The sequence below is a fragment of the Synechococcus sp. H55.7 genome, assembly GCF_047462395.1.
In the GTDB taxonomy this organism is placed as follows: domain Bacteria; phylum Cyanobacteriota; class Cyanobacteriia; order Thermostichales; family Thermostichaceae; genus Thermostichus.
Window position 1 is genome coordinate 1 of the sequence record NZ_JANSJD010000027.1, and the last position, 17,345, is coordinate 17,345.

The 17,345-nt window shown below is 59.6% G+C and carries 21 protein-coding genes; 13 read left to right on the forward strand and 8 right to left on the reverse strand.

Annotated features, from left to right (window positions below; all coding sequences use genetic code 11):
- Positions 1–271 precede the first annotated feature (271 nt).
- The 4 genes from NW851_RS11790 to clpP form a co-directional block, all read right to left on the reverse strand.
- Positions 272–604, reverse strand: coding sequence for a ribulose bisphosphate carboxylase small subunit (locus NW851_RS11790; RefSeq protein ID WP_414334878.1), 333 nt, complete (start codon positions 602–604; stop codon positions 272–274).
- Between the two features lie 8 nt (positions 605–612).
- Complete coding sequence (gene rcbX, locus NW851_RS11795; protein WP_414334877.1) at positions 613–1,020, reverse strand: RuBisCO chaperone RbcX; 408 nt, start codon at positions 1,018–1,020, stop codon at positions 613–615.
- Between the two features lie 69 nt (positions 1,021–1,089).
- A complete protein-coding gene (locus NW851_RS11800) occupies positions 1,090–2,514 on the reverse strand; it encodes a form I ribulose bisphosphate carboxylase large subunit (protein WP_414334876.1) in 1,425 nt (474 codons plus the stop codon).
- 510 nt (positions 2,515–3,024) lie between these two features.
- A complete protein-coding gene (gene clpP / locus NW851_RS11805) occupies positions 3,025–3,627 on the reverse strand; it encodes an ATP-dependent Clp endopeptidase proteolytic subunit ClpP (RefSeq protein ID WP_414334875.1) in 603 nt (200 codons plus the stop codon).
- A gap of 341 nt (positions 3,628–3,968) precedes the next feature.
- On the opposite strand from clpP, the gene NW851_RS11810 reads away from it, so the two are divergent.
- From NW851_RS11810 to NW851_RS11825, 4 genes are all read left to right on the forward strand, one after another.
- Positions 3,969–4,166 carry a hypothetical protein gene (locus NW851_RS11810; RefSeq protein ID WP_414334874.1) on the forward strand — a complete coding sequence of 66 codons (198 nt, stop codon included), beginning with the start codon at positions 3,969–3,971 and terminating at the stop codon, positions 4,164–4,166.
- A 113-nt stretch (positions 4,167–4,279) separates the two neighbouring features.
- Positions 4,280–5,533, forward strand: coding sequence for an FAD-dependent oxidoreductase (locus tag NW851_RS11815; RefSeq protein ID WP_414338747.1), 1,254 nt, complete (start codon positions 4,280–4,282; stop codon positions 5,531–5,533).
- Positions 5,521–5,718: a sulfur carrier protein ThiS gene (gene thiS / locus NW851_RS11820; RefSeq protein ID WP_414334873.1), complete on the forward strand. Its 198-nt coding sequence runs from the start codon at positions 5,521–5,523 to the stop codon at positions 5,716–5,718. The genes NW851_RS11815 and thiS overlap by 13 nt, the downstream gene beginning before the upstream one ends.
- 45 nt (positions 5,719–5,763) lie before the next feature.
- A complete protein-coding gene (locus tag NW851_RS11825) occupies positions 5,764–6,591 on the forward strand; it encodes a thiazole synthase (protein ID WP_414334872.1) in 828 nt (275 codons plus the stop codon).
- Positions 6,592–6,596: 5 nt separating this feature from the next.
- Here the strand turns inward: NW851_RS11825 and NW851_RS11830 are convergent, their stop codons facing one another.
- Positions 6,597–7,229 carry a class I SAM-dependent methyltransferase gene (locus NW851_RS11830; RefSeq protein WP_414338752.1) on the reverse strand — a complete coding sequence of 211 codons (633 nt, stop codon included), beginning with the start codon at positions 7,227–7,229 and terminating at the stop codon, positions 6,597–6,599.
- Positions 7,230–7,515: 286 nt separating this feature from the next.
- Between NW851_RS11830 and NW851_RS11835 the strand changes: the two genes are divergently transcribed.
- The 9 genes from NW851_RS11835 to NW851_RS11875 all read left to right on the forward strand — a co-directional run bounded on the left by NW851_RS11835 (position 7,516) and on the right by NW851_RS11875 (position 14,608).
- A complete protein-coding gene (locus tag NW851_RS11835) occupies positions 7,516–8,247 on the forward strand; it encodes a M50 family metallopeptidase (protein ID WP_414334870.1) in 732 nt (243 codons plus the stop codon).
- Between the two features lie 117 nt (positions 8,248–8,364).
- Entirely contained in the window at positions 8,365–8,496 is a 132-nt protein-coding gene (locus tag NW851_RS11840) for a hypothetical protein (protein WP_414334869.1), read from the forward strand.
- 101 nt (positions 8,497–8,597) lie between these two features.
- The gene (locus tag NW851_RS11845) at positions 8,598–9,764 is read left to right on the forward strand and encodes a glycosyltransferase family 4 protein (RefSeq protein ID WP_414334868.1); all 1,167 of its coding nucleotides are present in this window, start codon (positions 8,598–8,600) and stop codon (positions 9,762–9,764) included.
- A 114-nt stretch (positions 9,765–9,878) separates the two neighbouring features.
- Entirely contained in the window at positions 9,879–10,850 is a 972-nt protein-coding gene (locus tag NW851_RS11850; RefSeq protein WP_414334867.1) for a circadian clock protein KaiA, read from the forward strand.
- 1 nt (position 10,851) lies between these two features.
- Positions 10,852–11,154, forward strand: coding sequence for a circadian clock protein KaiB (gene kaiB, locus NW851_RS11855; RefSeq protein WP_414334866.1), 303 nt, complete (start codon positions 10,852–10,854; stop codon positions 11,152–11,154).
- A 28-nt stretch (positions 11,155–11,182) separates the two neighbouring features.
- Positions 11,183–12,808 carry a circadian clock protein KaiC gene (gene kaiC / locus NW851_RS11860; RefSeq protein ID WP_414334865.1) on the forward strand — a complete coding sequence of 542 codons (1,626 nt, stop codon included), beginning with the start codon at positions 11,183–11,185 and terminating at the stop codon, positions 12,806–12,808.
- A gap of 140 nt (positions 12,809–12,948) precedes the next feature.
- The gene (locus NW851_RS11865; protein ID WP_414338758.1) at positions 12,949–13,401 is read left to right on the forward strand and encodes a hypothetical protein; all 453 of its coding nucleotides are present in this window, start codon (positions 12,949–12,951) and stop codon (positions 13,399–13,401) included.
- On the forward strand, positions 13,370–13,984 hold the full coding sequence (aat, locus tag NW851_RS11870) for a leucyl/phenylalanyl-tRNA--protein transferase (protein ID WP_414334863.1): 615 nt from the start codon (positions 13,370–13,372) through the stop codon (positions 13,982–13,984). The genes NW851_RS11865 and aat overlap by 32 nt, the downstream gene beginning before the upstream one ends.
- 123 nt (positions 13,985–14,107) lie before the next feature.
- Positions 14,108–14,608 (forward strand): low molecular weight protein-tyrosine-phosphatase, encoded by a 501-nt coding sequence (locus tag NW851_RS11875; RefSeq protein WP_414338761.1) that lies wholly within the window; start codon positions 14,108–14,110, stop codon positions 14,606–14,608.
- A gap of 22 nt (positions 14,609–14,630) precedes the next feature.
- Here the strand turns inward: NW851_RS11875 and nuoK are convergent, their stop codons facing one another.
- The 3 genes from nuoK to NW851_RS11890 all read right to left on the reverse strand — a co-directional run bounded on the left by nuoK (position 14,631) and on the right by NW851_RS11890 (position 17,090).
- Entirely contained in the window at positions 14,631–14,936 is a 306-nt protein-coding gene (nuoK, locus tag NW851_RS11880; RefSeq protein ID WP_414334879.1) for an NADH-quinone oxidoreductase subunit NuoK, read from the reverse strand.
- 79 nt (positions 14,937–15,015) lie between these two features.
- Positions 15,016–15,624, reverse strand: coding sequence for an NADH-quinone oxidoreductase subunit J (locus NW851_RS11885; RefSeq protein WP_414334861.1), 609 nt, complete (start codon positions 15,622–15,624; stop codon positions 15,016–15,018).
- A gap of 119 nt (positions 15,625–15,743) precedes the next feature.
- A complete protein-coding gene (locus NW851_RS11890) occupies positions 15,744–17,090 on the reverse strand; it encodes a TPM domain-containing protein (RefSeq protein ID WP_414338765.1) in 1,347 nt (448 codons plus the stop codon).
- Positions 17,091–17,345: the final 255 nt, after the last annotated feature.

Consider the following 17,345-nt stretch of genomic DNA (forward strand, 5'->3'; position numbering starts at 1 on the left):
CCCCCAGCCCCTCTCCCTGAGGGATGGCCCTCACCCCCAGCCCCTCTCCCTGAGGGAGAGGGGAGTTAGAGCGGCGCCTTCGCGACAGCGTTGTGTAGCAATAACGAGGCAAGGAACCGTTGCGTTGCTGTTTGAAATGACTGTTTTTTGAGATTGAGAATGGCGCCGTTGCCATTGGGAATGGCTGTGCGAAGCAAGAAATAAAAAAGAGGGAGAAGCTCTCCCTCCGCGCTGATTGGCTAGGAATGAGACCAATTGCCCCGAACCTCTCTTAGCGTAGGCCGCTGGGCTTGTAAACCAAGAAGCTGAGCACCTGGCACTGCTTGATGTTGTCGAACCCCACCACACGGATGAAGCAATTGGGGTAGGCGCTGCGGCAAGCCTGCACCTCGCTCAGCACCTCCTGGGGAGAAGTGGCGCCGAACAGAGGCAGCTTCCACAATGTCCAGTAGCGAACCGTCGGTTCAGAGGATTCGTTGAACTCAACGGCAGGGATGTAGCCCTGATCCAAGATGTATTGCACCTGCTTGATGATCTGCAGATCCGTCAGCGGCGGCAAGTAGGAAAGGGTTTCGTAGCGGCGCTCTTTCGGTAAGGTTTGCATGATGGCTGTCACTCCGTTTCGGGTCTAAGGTTTTGGGGAGGGGATCCCGCTTCCGGGTGGGTGACCGGCGGAGATCCCGCTGCTGAGGTGAGCCGTTCTAGGTGATTGCGGCGGTGCTCCATATTGGCCTGCTGGATGCCGGCTTTGGCCATCTCCGGCAGGTAATCCACCACCTCCGCTGCAATGTGCTCGCGAACGGTCATGATGCGGTAGGCCAAGTCAGGGCGCTCTGCCAGCAAAGCCCGCAGGTAGGCTTCCCCATCCTGGAGGTTTTGCCGGGCAGAGAACTGCTGCAGCCAAAGAGCCCTGGGAGGATCCGTCTCGCTCAGTTGGGCCAGCACCGTGCGCATCGCCTGATAGGTCAGGTAGCTGATCAAGGTCTTGGCCGTATCTTTGGCGATCTGTTTTAGATCCATTGCCAATCCAGGGGGTGGCCAAAGCAGCGGGGCAAGAGAACTGTGGGGATCCCTTGCCCCAGCCAATCTCTAGAGGGTATCGACGGGCTTGAACTCGAACTTGATCTCCTTCCACAGCTCGCAGGCAGCCGCCAGCTCCGGCGACCACTTGGCCGCTTCGCGGATGATGTCGTTGCCCTCGCGGGCCAGATCCCGACCTTCGTTACGAGCTTGGATACAAGCTTCCAAAGCCACCCGGTTGGCGGTCGCGCCTGGAGCGTTCCCCCAGGGGTGTCCCAGGGTTCCGCCGCCAAACTGCAGCACGGCATCGTCACCGAAGATCTCCACCAGTGCCGGCATGTGCCAGACGTGAATGCCACCGGAGGCCACCGGCATCACCCCAGGCATCGAAGCCCAATCTTGGGTGAAGAAGTTACCCCGAGAGCGATCCGCCTCCACATAGTTCTCCCGCATCTGATCCACAAAGCCAAGCGTCACGGCGCGGTCGCCTTCCAACTTGCCCACCACCGTACCGGCATGCAGGTGGTCGCCGCCGGACATGCGCAAGCACTTGGCCAGCACCCGGAAGTGGATGCCGTGGTTTTTCTGCCGGTCGATCACCGCGTGCATGGCGCGGTGGATGTGCAGCAGAATGCCGTTGTCGCGGCACCACTTAGCCAGGCTGGTGTTGGCGGTAAACCCAGCAGTCAGGTAGTCGTGCATGATGATGGGGGCACCAATCTCCTTGGCAAACTCCGCCCGTTTGAACATCTCCTCACAGGTGGGCGCCGTCACGTTCAGGTAGTGCCCCTTGATCTCGCCAGTTTCCGCTTGGGCCTTGTGGACGGCCTCCATCACAAAGAGGTAGCGATCCCGCCAGCGCTGGAAGGGCTGGGAGTTGATGTTTTCGTCGTCTTTGGTGAAGTCCAGACCGCCCCGCAGCGCCTCGTACACCGCCCGCCCGTAGTTTTTAGCGGAAAGGCCCAGCTTGGGCTTGATGGTGCAGCCCAATAGTGGGCGGCCATACTTGTTCAATTTGTCCCGCTCCACCTGGATGCCGTGGGGAGGGCCCTGGAAGGTCTTCAAGTAGGCCACGGGGATGCGCAAGTCTTCCAGCCGCAGCGCCTTCAGGGCCTTGAAGCCGAAGACGTTGCCCACAATCGAGGTGAGCATGTTGGTGACCGAGCCTTCCTCGAACAGATCCAGCGGATAGGCGACGAAGCAGAAGTATTGATTCTCTTCGCCGGGAACTGGCTCGATGTCGTAGCAGCGGCCCTTGTACCGATCCAAGTCGGTGAGCAAATCTGTCCACACCGTTGTCCAGGTGCCGGTCGAGGACTCAGCCGCCACCGCCGCCCCGGCCTCTTCGGGGGGAACGCCCGGCTGAGGGGTAACCCGGAAACAGGCCAAGACATCGGTATCCTTGGGCGTGTAGTCGGGCGTGTAATAGGTGAGTCGGTAATCTTTCACCCCGGCTTGATAGCCGCTTTTGGATTGGGTTGCTGCGTAAGCCACGTCGATCTCCCTCTGAACGAATCACAAAACCAGAAAATGCCATTCACGGCTGCAACCAATGAGGCAAAAACCCAGGGCCAAAGCCCCAGACCACCGAGTTTTCGTGAATGAGCCTGCCCCACAACCGTGGGACTTGGGCTTTGAGACAGTCTTCCGCATTCACGCGGATGCAAAGTCCAAAACCCTCCTTTTCAAGTGCCGCCCATTGCCAGCTTTGACGCCCTGGACTTTGGAAACCCAGTGGAAAGATTTCTATACAGTGTCTAAGCTAGAATTGCGGCAAACACAGGTCTACACTGGTTTAATCCTAAGCTATCATCCGCAAGGATCAGCTGATCATTACTTTCTTTATGAGTTCGATTAGTTTGGTTAAAGTGAGTCCCCTGACTTAGTGACAAGAAGACCAATTTCTTTGGCTTTCTTAATATCTTCGCCGGTGGGATCCCTGCCAACAGGCAAAAGCTCCCTGCTTTGAGGGAGCCCTGCAAGCTGGCCGCAGAACCTAGACGCTCAAGAAACGGCTGCCAGGGTTGGCTGGGATCTCTTGCTGATCACCTGGTCGATGAGTCCGTACTCTTTGGCCTGTTCTGGGGTCATAAAGTTGTCGCGGTCGGTATCGCGTTCGATGCGCTCCAGAGGTTGGCCGGTGTGGTAGGCCAGCAGGCTGTTGAGGCTGTTTTTGATGAAGAGGATCTCTTTGGCCTGAATTTCGATGTCGGTGGCCGGCCCCTGGGCTCCACCGAGGGGCTGGTGGATCATGATGCGGGCGTGGGGAAGGGCGATGCGTTTGCCTTTGGTGCCCCCTGCCAGCAGAAAGGCTCCCATGCTGGCGGCCAGACCGATGCAGATGGTGGAGACATCCGGCTGGATGTGTTGCATGGTGTCGTAGATGGCCATACCGGCATAGACCGAGCCGCCGGGGGAGTTGATGTAGAGGTAGATGTCTTTCTCGGGGTCTTCGGATTCCAAGTAGAGCATCTGGGCCACGATCAGGTTAGCAATGTCGTCGTCCACCTGGGTGCCCAGGAAGATAATCCGATCCCGCAAAAGACGCGAGTAGATGTCAAAGGCGCGCTCGCCTCGCGCGGATTGCTCGATAACCGTGGGAATCATGCCAGTCCAAGGGATGGGTCAGTTCTTCTAGTGTAGTGTAAGCCGCTGGACAGATGCTTGCTCAGGGTGACCAGAGGGTAGCCGCCGGGTTGGGCAACGAGTCTGAGGTATGGCTCTTTACGATGGGGTGAGGCAAAGTCTAGATGGATATGATCCCAGATGAACCGATGGTGATCGCCAGCTTGCTGAGCCTAGCTTTGCTGGGGATCTTGATCCTAAACTTGGCAGAGCGTGGAACCGGTAATGGCGACTAGGATGGGAGAAAGTTCAACAGTCCCCTACCTTTGTAGGCTGGGGAGGGTAAGTACCTGGATGCCCGAATCCGGCAAGGGGTACTCCAGTTGACGCCATCACTTCACCACCTGAAAATGTTTCACATTCTCACCGTATCCTGCCAACTCATCACCACCCCCCAGCAGGTTGAGAAACTGGAGCTGGTGCTGAAGGCGTTGGCTCGTTGCTGTGAGTTTGTCCATCGCCATACCCCAGAAAACCTGCACAACTGCAAAGAACCTCCCTACCATCCGCCGCGGTTGTGATGCCCGCCAAGCGGCCAAACTAAGGGCGAAGAGCTTTGCCTGCGCCTTCACCTTCTCAAGCGTCAAGAATCCCTGTCCCTGAGGACAGGGGGTATGTCAACATCGGATCTAACATGAAATCCATTGCCTCAGCGGTGGGGGGCACTTTGACCCTTTCAACCTCATCTTCTCGGACAAATGCGGCAGCAAGTCTGCCCAGGCCATCTCCTATCCCGTCAGCGGTGGGGAGAGCGCAGCGGGATCCCATTCTTGTCCTCGGAGCCGGTCTGATGGGGCGCCTGTTGGCTGCCACCCTGGTCGAGGTCGGGCATTCTGTCCGCATCGTGGAGGCGGCTCCTGCCGGTGCCGTCGAGAGCAGTGCTGCCCATTTTGCCGCTGCCATGCTGGCTCCCCTGGCGGAGTCTGCCGTCGCCGAGGCCAGCGTAGTAGCGCAGGGGTACTATGCCCTCTCCCGTTGGCCCTCCCTTTTGGCCAGTCTGCCGCAGCCGGTTTTCTTTCAGCAGGAAGGCACCCTGATCCTCTGGCACCGCCAAGATGCGGGGGAAGCCAGACGCTTCTCATCCCTGCTAGCTGCTGTGGGGGAACGCCTTCCCCATCTCCCCAAGCCCCAGCCTCTGGATGCCCAGGCTGTAGCTGAGCTGGAGCCCTCGCTGGCCGGGCGATTTGGGCAAGGCCTGTATCTTCCCCAAGAGGGCCAACTGGATAACCGCCAACTGTTGTCGGCTCTGCTGGCCAAGCTGCGGCAGCACGAGGTGGAGGTGGAGTGGAGTTGCCCCTGGGATCTGGAGCAGGCGGAAGCCTGGCAGCAACAAACCGGCGGGTGGGTTTTGGACTGTCGCGGCCTGGGATCCCGAACAGAATGGGGTGGGCAGTCACCGCTGCGGGGAGTTAGAGGTGAGGTGGTACGTCTGTATGCCCCGGAAGTAGCTTTGCGGCGCCCGACCCGGCTGTTGCACCCCCGCTACCCGATCTACATCGCTCCCAAGCCGGGGCACCTGTTTGTGGTGGGAGCCACCGAAATTGAATCCGAGGATCGCTCGCCGGTGAGTGTCCGCTCGGCTCTGGAGCTGCTCAGCGCCGCCTACGCCGTCCACCCTGCCTTTGCCGAAGCGCGTATCCTGGAATTAGGCAGCCAATGTCGTCCCACCTTGGCGAACCACTTGCCAGCCGTGGTGGAGTGCGCGCCTCGCCTGTTGCAGATCAACGGCCTCTATCGCCATGGCTTTATGATCTCCCCGGCTATCCACGATGCCGTCTTGGAGTATCTTCACCACGGCAGTTGCCGCCTTGCTCAGGAGTTGGGGATCCCTTTTCAGGTACAGGCTGCCCCTCTTGCCGGTGAATCCCTGTCGCCATGCGTGTCTTGATCAACCAAAAGCCTTACGATTTGCCGGAGGGCACCACGCTGGCCGAGGCGATAGCCCAGGTGGAGATCAGTGGCCCTTTTGCGGTGGCGGTTAATCTAGAGTTTGTGCCGCGCGCCCAGTACGAGCGAACTCGTCTGCAAGAAGGCGACCAGGTGGAGATTGTCGCGCCGGTTGCCGGCGGCTAGTGCCCGACTGCCTCCCCTCAGATCCCGCATTTTTGCCCCTCAGCGATGTCCACTCTTCTTCCTGTCTCCCCCTCGACTCGGGCCGATGAGGATCCCTTGGTGCTCTACGGCCAAGCGCTGCCCAGCCGCCTGATGCTGGGGACGGCTCGCTACCCTTCGCCCGCCATTTTGGAGCAGGCGGTGGTGCGGGCACAGCCCTGTTTGTTGACCGTTTCCCTGCGGCGCCAGGGGGCGCTGGGGTCGGAAGCTTCCCAAGGGTTTTGGGCCCTGCTCCAGAAGCTAGGGATCCCGGTTCTGCCCAACACCGCCGGCTGCCACAGCGTGCAGGAGGTAGTCACCACAGCGGAGATGGCGCGGGAGGTGTTCGGCACCAACTGGATCAAGCTGGAGCTCATTGGGGATGACTACACCTTGCAGCCGGATCCGGTGCAACTGCCCACTGCCGCTGCCGAACTAATCCGTCGCGGCTTCAAGGTTCTGCCCTATAGCACCGACGATCTGGTGCTGTGCCAGCGGCTCTTGGATGCCGGTTGTGAAGTGGTGATGCCCTGGGCCGCTCCCATCGGCACCGGCAAGGGCCCCCTCAACCCCTACAACTTGCGCTTGCTGCGAGAGCGGATCGAGGCGCCCCTGATCGTGGATGCCGGCCTGGGCCTGCCCTCCCACGCCTGCCAGGTGATGGAGTGGGGCTTCGATGGGGTGCTGTTGAATACAGCGGTGGCCTTGGCTCGGGATCCGGTGGCAATGGCCGAGGCCTTTGCGGAAGCAGTGCGCGCAGGCCGGCGAGCCTACCTGGCCGGCGCGATGACCCCCCAGGAAGCGGCTCAGCCCAGCACACCGGTTCTCGGCACCCCCTTCTGGCACCAAGGGTGAGCAGCTTAGGCGGCAGGCTTTTGGGCCTGGATCACCTGCAAAGCCCCCCCGGCGTGCAGGGTTTGCCGGACAGGTTGCCAGCCCTGCTGCTGCAAGTACTGCGGCAGATCCAACTTGAGCAAGTTCCAGGCGGTCTCGGTTTCAAACAGGGCCAGAAAGAGGGCCAGCCCAGGCCATATCCAAGGTTGGCAAGGCGCGTGCAAGTCCAGGATCAAAAGCCCTCCCCCCGGCTTGAGCACCCGCCACCCTTCCCGCAGCACCTGTTCCAGGTCAGGAAAAGGCAGCTCGTGCAGGGCCAAGCTGGTGTGCACCCAATCAAAGCTGTTGGCAGGAAAGGGCAGATCCTGGGCAAAGGCTTCCACAAATTCCACCTTGGGGAGGCGTTGGCGAGCTGCCGCCAGGGCTTTGGGGGAAGCATCCAGGCCGACAACGTTTTGGCTCAGCTCGGCTAGGATTGGAGTCACTTCGGCAGGGCCACAGCAGAGATCCAATACCCGCTCCTGGGGCTGGATGGAGATCCCTTGGAGGGGCAACCAGCGCAGTCGCTCATATCCCCCCACTGCTAGGGCAGCCGCACCGCTGATGCTGCGGTAAAGCCAGGGAAAGCGGTAGCTCCAGTCGCGCAGGAAGGTGGCCATAGGCAGGGATCCCTTGGGGCTTTTCCAGCCTACCTGTGAGACGGCTCCCCTGTCTCCTTGCTGCCCCTCACCCCCAGCCCCTCTCCCAGAGGTCACCCAAGCGCTCCGCGCCGCTCACGCGACCACCCCCAACCCCTCTCCCAGAGGTCACCCTCACCCCCAACCCCTCTCCCTCTGGGAGAGGGGAGTTGGCCCGGCTATTTTTGCCTGATGTGGAACTTTTTTCTGCCGGCAATCGTCTAGGCCGACAAGGCATCTTGGGCCTTTTCTCCACCCCCCTGCTGGTATGACTCAGTTTGAGCTGCCTCCTTCCCCTTCCGCAAGGCCTGGCCGGCACAGCGTGATCTGGCTGGTGGCTGCGGCGGGGCTGACAGTCTTGCTCTGGCGGTTTCCCTGGGGCAATTACCTCCTCTACCCCTTTACTTTGTTGGCCACCTGGTTTCACGAGATGGGCCATGGCCTGATGGCACTGCTGTTGGGGGGGGAGTTTCATCGTCTTGAGATCTATCCCGACGGCTCGGGGCTGGCCATTCACAGTGGCGAGCTGTTTTTGGGGCGGGTGGGGCGGGCCTTGGTGGCCGCTGCCGGGCCGATGGGGCCGCCCATAGCTGGGGCCCTGTTCATCCTCACCTCCCGCCGCCGCAGCACAGCTCGGCTGGGGCTGGTATTTTTGGGATCCCTGTTATTGCTCTCGACGCTGCTCTGGGTGCGTTCTCCTTTTGGCCTTTTGTTCCTCCCGGCCATGGGTTTGGGCATCCTGGCAGTAGCTCGCTGGGCTGCCTCTTGGTTACAAAGCTTTGCCCTGCAGTTTTTGGGGGTGCAAGCCTGTGTGAGCACCTATCACCAGCTCGACTATCTTTTTATGGACGCTGCTGTCATCGACGGGCGGCTGATCCTCTCCGATTCCAGCCAGATTGCCCAAAACCTGTTTTTGCCCTACTGGTTCTGGGGAGGGGTGATGGCGGTGTTTTCTTTGGTTCTGCTGATCACCAGCTTGCAACTGGCCTTTCGCGACTAGGGGGCAAAGCCGCAATTCTGGAAGTGATTGTTGTCACCTAAAAATCCGTCGCCCATCACTGCCCAGCCGAAAAAACCGCCGCTACAGTAGGGGGCATGAGGAGTGTGGGAGCGGATTATGTGGCGAGACGTTATTGGACTGGCTCTGGCGGCTACGCTGCTGTTGATCAGCAAAACGGCGGCCGATACCCTCGGCCAGAACCAAGAGCCAACTCATTCTGCTCCGCTGCAAGATCAGCTGCTGCAATAAAGTTGTGCTGCTGCGATCCCAAGCCGTCATTGCGTTGCCGTTTTGTGCAACACTCATCCTAAGAGAATCTGCAGAGCCTTTTCACTAGGCTTGGGATCCCGATGCGCATAGCCCTGTTTACGGAAACGTTTCTGCCCAAGGTGGATGGCATCGTTACGCGGCTTTGCCACACGGTGCGCCATCTGACGGCCCGCGGCAACTCGGTGCTTATCGTCGCGCCTCAGGGGGCGCCCAGGCGGTTTGCCCGGGCGCGGGTTTACGGGATCCCAGGCTTCCCCTTGCCTTTGTACCCGGAGTTGAAGCTGGCTGCTCCCGGCCCCGCCATCGGCAGGGTGCTCAACCGCTTCCGACCGGATGTCATCCACGTGGTCAACCCGGCGGTTTTGGGGTTGGGGGGCCTCTACTACAGCCAAGCGATGGGGATCCCGCTGGTGGCCTCCTACCACACCCATCTGCCGAAGTATCTGAAGCACTACGGGCTGGGCTTTCTGGAGGGAGTTTTGTGGAACCTCCTCAAGCTGGGGCACAATTTGGCGCGGGTCAACCTCTGCACCTCGACGGCCATGATGCAGGAGCTGAGCGCCCACGGCATCGAGCGGGTGCAACTGTGGCAGCGGGGGGTGGATACGGAGCTGTTTCATCCGCAGGCTGCCGACCCAGAGATGCGGGCCCGCCTTACGGCGGGTCAGCCGGAGCGGCCGCTGTTGCTCTACGTAGGTCGGCTCTCGGCGGAAAAAGAGGTGGGGCGGATCCGGGTGTTGCTGGAGCAGATCCCGCAGGCGCGCCTGGCTATCGTGGGCGACGGGCCGGAGCGGGGATCCCTGGAGCAACATTTTGCCGGCTACGACGTGGTGTTTACGGGCTATTTACAGGGGCAAGACCTAGCGGCGGCCTTTGCGTCCGCGGATCTGTTCGTGTTCCCCTCCCGCACCGAGACGTTGGGCTTGGTCTTGTTGGAGGCCATGGCTGCCGGTTGTCCGGTAATCGCCCCCCGCTGCGGCGGCATTACCGATGTGGTGGACAGCGGCCGCAACGGCTTTCTGTTCGATCCGGACTCCGACAGCGACTTTGTCCAGGCCACGCGGCAGCTCTTAGAGGGCACCGGGCAGCGGCAGCTCTTCCGGCAGCAGGCCCGGCAAGAGGCTGAGCGCTGGAGTTGGTCGGCGGCCACACAACAGTTGGAGGAGTACTACCGCACCGTCATCGCCGATGAGGACTCTGGCCGAAGAGCACAAGCGGGATCCGGCAAGAGCGCAGGCAGCGTCTGAACAGATTGCACACTCAGTGGAGCGGATCAGAGGATTGCTCCTTTGGCCCAACTCTGGCAGGTGAGCGGGGATCCCGGCCAGATTTAAGATAGGAATGCGTCTTCAGCCCTTGTCTTGTTGCCTGACCCCCACCCCCTGCGCATCAGCCTGTTGCTGGATTGGGAGCCGCCAGCAGAGGAACCTCTGGCTTGCGAGGACTGGCTACCCCCGCAGCGTTTCGTCGTCGAGTGTTTTCAGGATCAAGCGGCCTTTCTAGAAGCCCTCAGAAAACAAGACGGCCATGTCGATTGCTTGGTGCTTCTGGTGGATCCCGGTCGGCTGCAGGAGTTGCACGATCTGGGTAATCAGCTCTGCGCCTGGGGGCTTCTGCTGCCGACCGTGTTGGCCATTGTGCTGGAAGAATCCCATCTGGAGACCGAAGAACACTCCTCTCGGGTAAAGGCATTGCTCAAGCGGGAGCAATTTTTTTACCACAATGCCACTCTTGTTCGTCCCATTTCGCCGCAAGAGCTGAAGGGACAGGCGCGGGCCGACTGTTCAGGATCCCCTTCCGTCTTAGAGCTGCTGGTGGATCGGGCCATCGCCTTGTTTCTGCAGATGTCTCCCACCTGCGGTCTCCCGCAGGGCCCAGTGCATCCCAGCGATCAGCCCTACCTGGCTTACAGCAACCAACAACAGCGACGGCTGGCGGAGAAACTGCGGGAACGGCTGGGCTATGCCGGAGTGTACTATCATCGTGACCCAGAGCTGTTTTATCGGCGCCTCCCACCCCACGAGCAGCGAGCCTTGATGCAGCGGCTGCGCGGCCTGTACCAAACCATTGTCCTGGAATACTTTCAGTCTCCTGAGACCGCCAATGCCCGCATCGACGAGCTGGTGGCCCTTGCCTTCTTTGCCGACATCGGCGCTGCTCAACTGCTGGAGCTGCACATGAACTTGATGGAGGACTTTGCCAAACAACTGAAACTGGAAGGCCGCAGCGAAGAGATCCTGCTAGACTACCGCCTCACCCTGATCGATGTGATGGCCCACCTGAGCGAAATGTACCGCCGCTCCATTCCCAAACCTGCCCCAAGGGATCCCTGATATGTCCACTCGCAAAGCCTATGTCCTCAAGCTCTACGTGGCGGGCAACACCCCCAGTTCTCTGCGTGCCCTCAGCACCTTGCAAGACATCTTAGAAAAGGAATTCCGCGGCGTGTACAGTCTGAAGGTGATCGATGTCTTGAAAAACCCGCAACTGGCAGAGGAAGATAAGATCTTGGCAACGCCGACCTTGGCCAAAATCCTGCCGCCACCGGTGCGGAAGATTATTGGCGATCTGTCCAACCGCGAGAAAGTGCTCATCGGCCTGGATCTGCTCTACGAAGAACTGGACGAAGAGACTTGAGACAGGCCACGAGGGCAAGGAGAATGGGATGAACCAATCATTGGGGCCTTCTGAGCCAGAAAAGCCACAGGATAACGCCGCAGAGGACTCCACCGAACCAACCACAGACAACCACCCAGCGAGTCTATCGGAGCTGCGTGGGATCCCGAAAAAACAGACGGGCATCGAGGGCTTTGAAGACATCAGCCACGGTGGGCTGCCCCTGGGACGCACCACCTTGGTCAGCGGCACCTCTGGTACCGGCAAAACTCTGTTTGCCATTCAATTCCTTTACAACGGCATCGTGAAGTATCAAGAGCCGGGGATCTTTGTCACCTTTGAGGAAACCCCCGCTGATATCATTCGCAATGCCTCCAGCTTTGGCTGGGATCTGCAGGCTCTCATCGACAGGGGCCAACTGTTCATCCTGGATGCCTCCCCCGATCCCGAAGGCTACGAGGTGAGCGGCAATTTCGACTTGTCGGCCCTTATCGAGCGCATCCAGTACGCCATCCGCAAATACAAAGCCAAGCGGGTCTCCATCGACTCGGTGACGGCCATCTTTCAGCAATACGACCCTGCCGGCGTGGTGCGGCGAGAGCTGTTCCGCCTGACGGCCCGCCTCAAGCAGGCCAATGTCACCACCGTCATGACCACCGAGCGCACCGACGAGTACGGCCCCATCGCTCGCTACGGCGTGGAAGAATTTGTCTCCGACAACGTGGTGATCCTGCGCAACATTCTGGAAGGCGAGAAGCGGCGGCGCACCATCGAGATCTTGAAGCTGCGGGGCACCACCCACATGAAGGGGGAATATCCCTTCACCATCACCAACGACGGGATCAACATCTTCCCGCTGGGGGCCATGCAACTGACGCAGCGCTCCTCCAATGTGCGCGTTTCTTCGGGTATCGAGAAGCTGGACGAGATGTGCGGCGGTGGCTTCTTCAAAGACTCGATTATTTTGGCCACCGGCGCCACCGGCACGGGCAAAACCTCGCTGGTGAGCAAATTCCTAGAGCGGGGTTGTCTGGATGGGGAACGCTGCATTCTCTTCGCCTATGAAGAATCGCGGGCGCAGCTTTCCCGCAACGCCTCCTCCTGGGGCATTGAGCTGGAAGAGTTCGAGCGGCAGGGCCTCCTTAAGATCATCTGCGCCTATCCGGAGTCGGCTGGCCTGGAAGATCACCTGCAGAAGATCAAAACGGAGATGATGGCCTTCAAGCCCTCTCGCATGGCCATCGACTCGCTGTCGGCGCTGGCGCGGGGGGTGAGCCAAAATGCCTTCCGCCAGTTTGTTATTGGGGTAACCGGCCTGGCCAAGCAAGAGGAGATCACCGGCTTTTTCACCAACACCACCGACCAATTCATGGGATCCCATTCCATCACCGAGTCCCACATCTCCACCATCACCGACACGATCATCCTGCTGCAATACGTGGAGATCCGCGGCGAGATGGCCCGCGCGCTCAATGTCTTCAAAATGCGGGGATCCTGGCACGACAAAGGGATCCGCGAGTACCTGATCTCCAATGCAGGCATCCAAATCCGCGATTCCTTCCGGGGCTACGAGCGCATCATCAGCGGCTCCCCGACCCGCATCAATGTGGACGAGAAAAACGAGCTTTCCCGGATTGTGCAAAACGTCCAGGCCCTCGAGGAAGAAGGGTTTTGAGTGGCCACTGCCAGAGGCGCCGTTTTCACTCCTGATTTCGCTACCGGAAAGGACATAGAGTGGAAAGCATAGGCAGTGGCTGTGAGAGTATGGCTCCTTCACAAAGACGGCGCCGGCGACTTCGATTTGGGATCTGGGCCATGGTGGTCATCCTGGCCGGGTTTGTGGGATCCCTGCTGGCGGGATCGGCACAGAAGCTGGGGGCACAGGCACAGCAGGGCCTAACTCAAGCCCAACTGGAGCAGGCTCAATATGTGCGCAGTTGTGGCAGTTGCCACGTGGCGTTGCCCGCCCAAGTGTTGCCCACCGAAACCTGGCGACGGCTGCTACAGGATCCCAGCCACTATGGCCAGCAGATCCAGCCCCTGAGCGGCGTGGCTTTGCAACTGGCCTGGGGTTATTTGCGGCCCAACTCCCGCCCTCTGCGACAAGGAGAACAGGTGCCCTACCGCCTGGCCGATTCTCGCTATTTCCGCGCCTTGCACCTGCAAGTGGAGTTTCCCACTCCTGTGCGGGTCAGTGGCTGCGTGGATTGTCACCCCAAAGTCAATGCGGGAGATTTTGCCAGTCTCTCGCCCCAATGGCAATCTTGAGGGGGCACAAGTGAACCTGGACGCCATTCTGGCCGGATACGCCCAAGGCTACTTCCTGATGGCCGACGAAGAGACGGGATCCCTAGCTTGGTACGGCACCGACCGGCACGCCGTGATCCCGCTCGACGAGCGATTCCACTGCCCCCGTTCGTTGCGGCCTTTGGTGCGCAGCGGTCGTTTCCAGGTGCGGATCAACGACGCTTTTGAGCAGGTGGTAGAAGGCTGTGCCGCTCGTACCCACACCTGGATCAGCCGTGAGCTGAAGCAGATCTACGCAGCTCTGCGCCGGGCCGGCTTTGCCCATAGCTTTGAAACCTGGCAGGGAGACACCCTAGCAGGCGGGATCCTGGGCATTGCCCTGGGGGCAGCGTTCATCGGCGAGTCCATGTTCTACCGCAGGCCCAACGGCTCGAAGGTGGCCCTGGTGAAGCTGGTGGAACACCTGCGGGAGCGGGGATTTCGCCTGTTCGACGCTCAGTTGATGAACCCGCACCTAGCCCGTTTTGGCGCCTTTCTCATGGATGGCCAAGACTACCTGAAGCTGTTGCAGCAGTGCCTGGAGATCCCTTGTCGGTTTGATTGAACCTGGAATTCCAAACACTGCAGCGGCTCCCGGTAGAAAGTGGGATCGGCCCCATTCTAAAGAACCACCAGATGGACATTGTTGTAGGGTTAAGAAGAGCTTTTTACTGCCGTTGAGATTGCCATGAGCCAAAAGCTGCTGTTTGTATGTCTGGGCAACATCTGCCGTTCTCCTGCTGCCGAAGGGATCACCAACTACTTGCTGCAGAGCAGCGGCCACGAAGAAGCCATTATCTGCGATTCGGCAGGTACAGCCGCCTATCACATCGGCAGTCCCCCAGATCGCCGCATGCAACAAGTTGCCCAGCGCTATGGACTGGAGCTGCACGGCCAAGCCCGGCAAATTCATCCTTTGGATCTGCGGGAGTTCGACCTGATCCTGGCTATGGATCGGCAAAATTATCGCGATATCCTCAGCCTCGATCCCCAGAGAAGATATGCCGACAAGGTGCGCTTAATCTGTAGCTACTGTCGTTCCCACACCGATGAAGAAGTTCCGGATCCCTACTACGGGGGCGAGGCTGGGTTTCACTACGTGATCGAGCTGCTCTGGGATGCCTGCAGCGGCATACTGGAATCCCTGATCCCCGGGATCCAATGCCCGCCGCTGCCCAGCCGCACCTGAACGTAATCGATCAAGAAAACAACTACCACCTGAGCAGATTAAAGCTCTCCATGTCGATGGTGGCCCGGTTGCGGTAGATCCCCAACACAATGGCCAAGCCCACTGCCGCCTCGGCAGCCGCCACGGTGATGACGAACACCGAAAACACCTGGCCGCGAATCAAGCTGGAGTCAACAAAGTTGGAGAAGGCCATAAAGTTGAGGTTCACCGCGTTGAGCATCAGCTCAATCGACATCAACACCCGAATGGCGTTGCGACTGACGATCAAGCCGTAGATGCCGATGCAGAAGAGAACTGCCGCGACCACCAAGAAAAACTGCAGTTGCAACATCCCAAGAGGCTCCAGTGGATACGGATGAGAGGGGTGTGAGGAAGACCTTGAGCTGTATGGCCGAGAGCAGACAGCCTTAACGGGTGCTCACCAGCTCTGCTGGGCGTTCCGACTCCGATTCCAGCCGGGGCCGAGCCCGCTCCAGCAAGCTGAGATCCCCTTCTTGGGCTTGGGGGATGACAAACTCTCGACGCGCCAGCACAATGGCCCCGATCAACGCCATCAGCAGCAAAACAGAAGCCAGCTCAAACGGCAACAGATAATCGCTAAAGAAATGCCCGCCAATCACCAGAGCACTGCTCGTGGGCTGGATTGGCTCCAACTGCCAGGGGGTATTCAAGGCCATTGCCGTCAGGAGGGCAAACAGCCCCAAACACACCGCCGCCGTCACCCCATTGCGCAGCCAGCCCAGTTTCAGAGGAGCAAAGGTGTAGCGCCGGTTCACCAACATGATGGCGAACAGGATCAACACATTGACCGCGCCGACGTAGATCAACACTTGGGCGGCAGCCACAAAATCGGCATTCAAGAGAAGGTACAGCCCGGCCATGCTCAGGAAAACGCCCCCCAAGAGAAAGCCGGAATAGACGATGTTAGGGGCCCAAACCACTCCCATGGCAAAGCCGATGGCCATCGCCGAGAGCACCCCAAAGGTAACCAGTTGCACGCCTTCTGCAAGGGTCATGGGATCTTCGTCCTTAACAAATCGCTATCGCTGCTCCCTTACCACTCTACTGTCCCGGCGGATTTAAGAGAAGCCCAACTCCCTTGTTCAATCGATAGAGAAATCTCTAGAGTTGGGTCTCACCAACTGCCGCCTGCTCCGTCGCCGTGGCTGCTGCCGCCCCCGAAGTTTCTATCTCGGTCTCTGGTGTCATAATCGCTGTCATCAGGCTCTTGGACTTCAACTTCTCGCTCCGTTCGGTATTGGCAGAGAGGGCAAGTCAAGATTTCTCGTCTGAAGGTGTAGGGATAGATGTTTCTCCTAATAATCTCGGTTTGGAGATCAAGGGTAAGAGCTTGACACTGAGGGCAATAAAGGTGGCGATAAGATTTATTTTCGCGCACGACCACGGCCATCCCCTGACAGGCGGGGCAAAACCAGCCGTAGTAGCGGGCTCTGCGCCGGCTTTTGGCCAGGCGATGCGCTGGGGGAAGTTGCCCATCGAGAATTTGGGGCTGGATGGGGCGCATGGGCCGACCGCAGCTTTGACACACCACCGGCTGAAACGGGATCCCACGCTTCGAGCCCAAGATGCCGTCGGTGGTCACAACTGCCAGGAAGGGCAGCACCAGTACCAGCCAGTTACCGCTGGCCGACATCAGGAAGAGACCAAGGCAGAGGGAGCCAGAATAGAGAAGCAGGCGAACGGGGTCGCTCTGCAGCGAGGAGAGGACAGCCATTGTCCCCTGCTCTCGGCGTGTCAGGGACAGGACTTTTGCTCCTCCCCGCTCGGCCTTGAGATAGACCGGCAGGCGGGAGCGCTGCCACCCCACCCCTAGGATAATGATCCCCAACAGCAGCAGGATCCCTTCCAGCGAGCTTTGAGCAGCAGCCAGGGATCCCGTTCCAACCGCTCGAGGAACGGCTGCAGTGGAAAGAGAAGTGGAAGCTTGAGAAGCGGCTGAAGGAACCTCGGCAACCGGCTGCCCCTGCAACACTGAGGTTAACTGCCGTACTCCCGCCAAGGTGCCGCCATCGAAATCCCTATTGCGAAACTTGGGCAGGATCTGCTGGTCGATAATCTGCTGAACGCGGCTGTCGGGAAGGATGGTGGCCAAGCCCCTGCCGGTTTCAATTTCCACCCGCCGATCCCCTACCGAGATGAGAAACAACACGCCGTTGTTGCGACCGGCCTTGCCAATGCCCCAGTAGTTAAATAGCTGCGTGGTGAACGCTTTCGGCGTGGCATATCCCTGAGTGTTGGGTACCGTCACCACCGCCATCTCGGCACTGGTGCGCTGCTCAAGCTGGGTGAGGAGACGGTTCAGCTCGTTTTCAGTGCTGCTGCTGAGGATGTCGGCGGTGTCGGAAACCCATCCTCCATACTGGCGGCGGGGGTTGGGCACTTGTTCGAGGGTAATTGCCCAAGCAGGCTGCGGGATCCACAGCGATACACTGAGCAAGACTGCCGCCCAAACTTTTGGCATGGCTCACCTGGCTGAGCGCTGCCTTGGTTTTAGCACAGCCCCTTCGGATGGAGATGCATTTGCAACACGGAACTGTCTAGAGGCGTCTTGACAGCGCCTTTACGAGCTCGTTTGTGGACTGCGTAAGAATCCCCCCCTTTAGGCGGTGGGAGTGTCAAGAACGCAACCACTTCCAAAGTTATCCCGAATACCAATGAGACGAACACCCCCTCACCCCTAACCCCTCTCCCAGAGGCACCCTCACCCCCAGCCCCT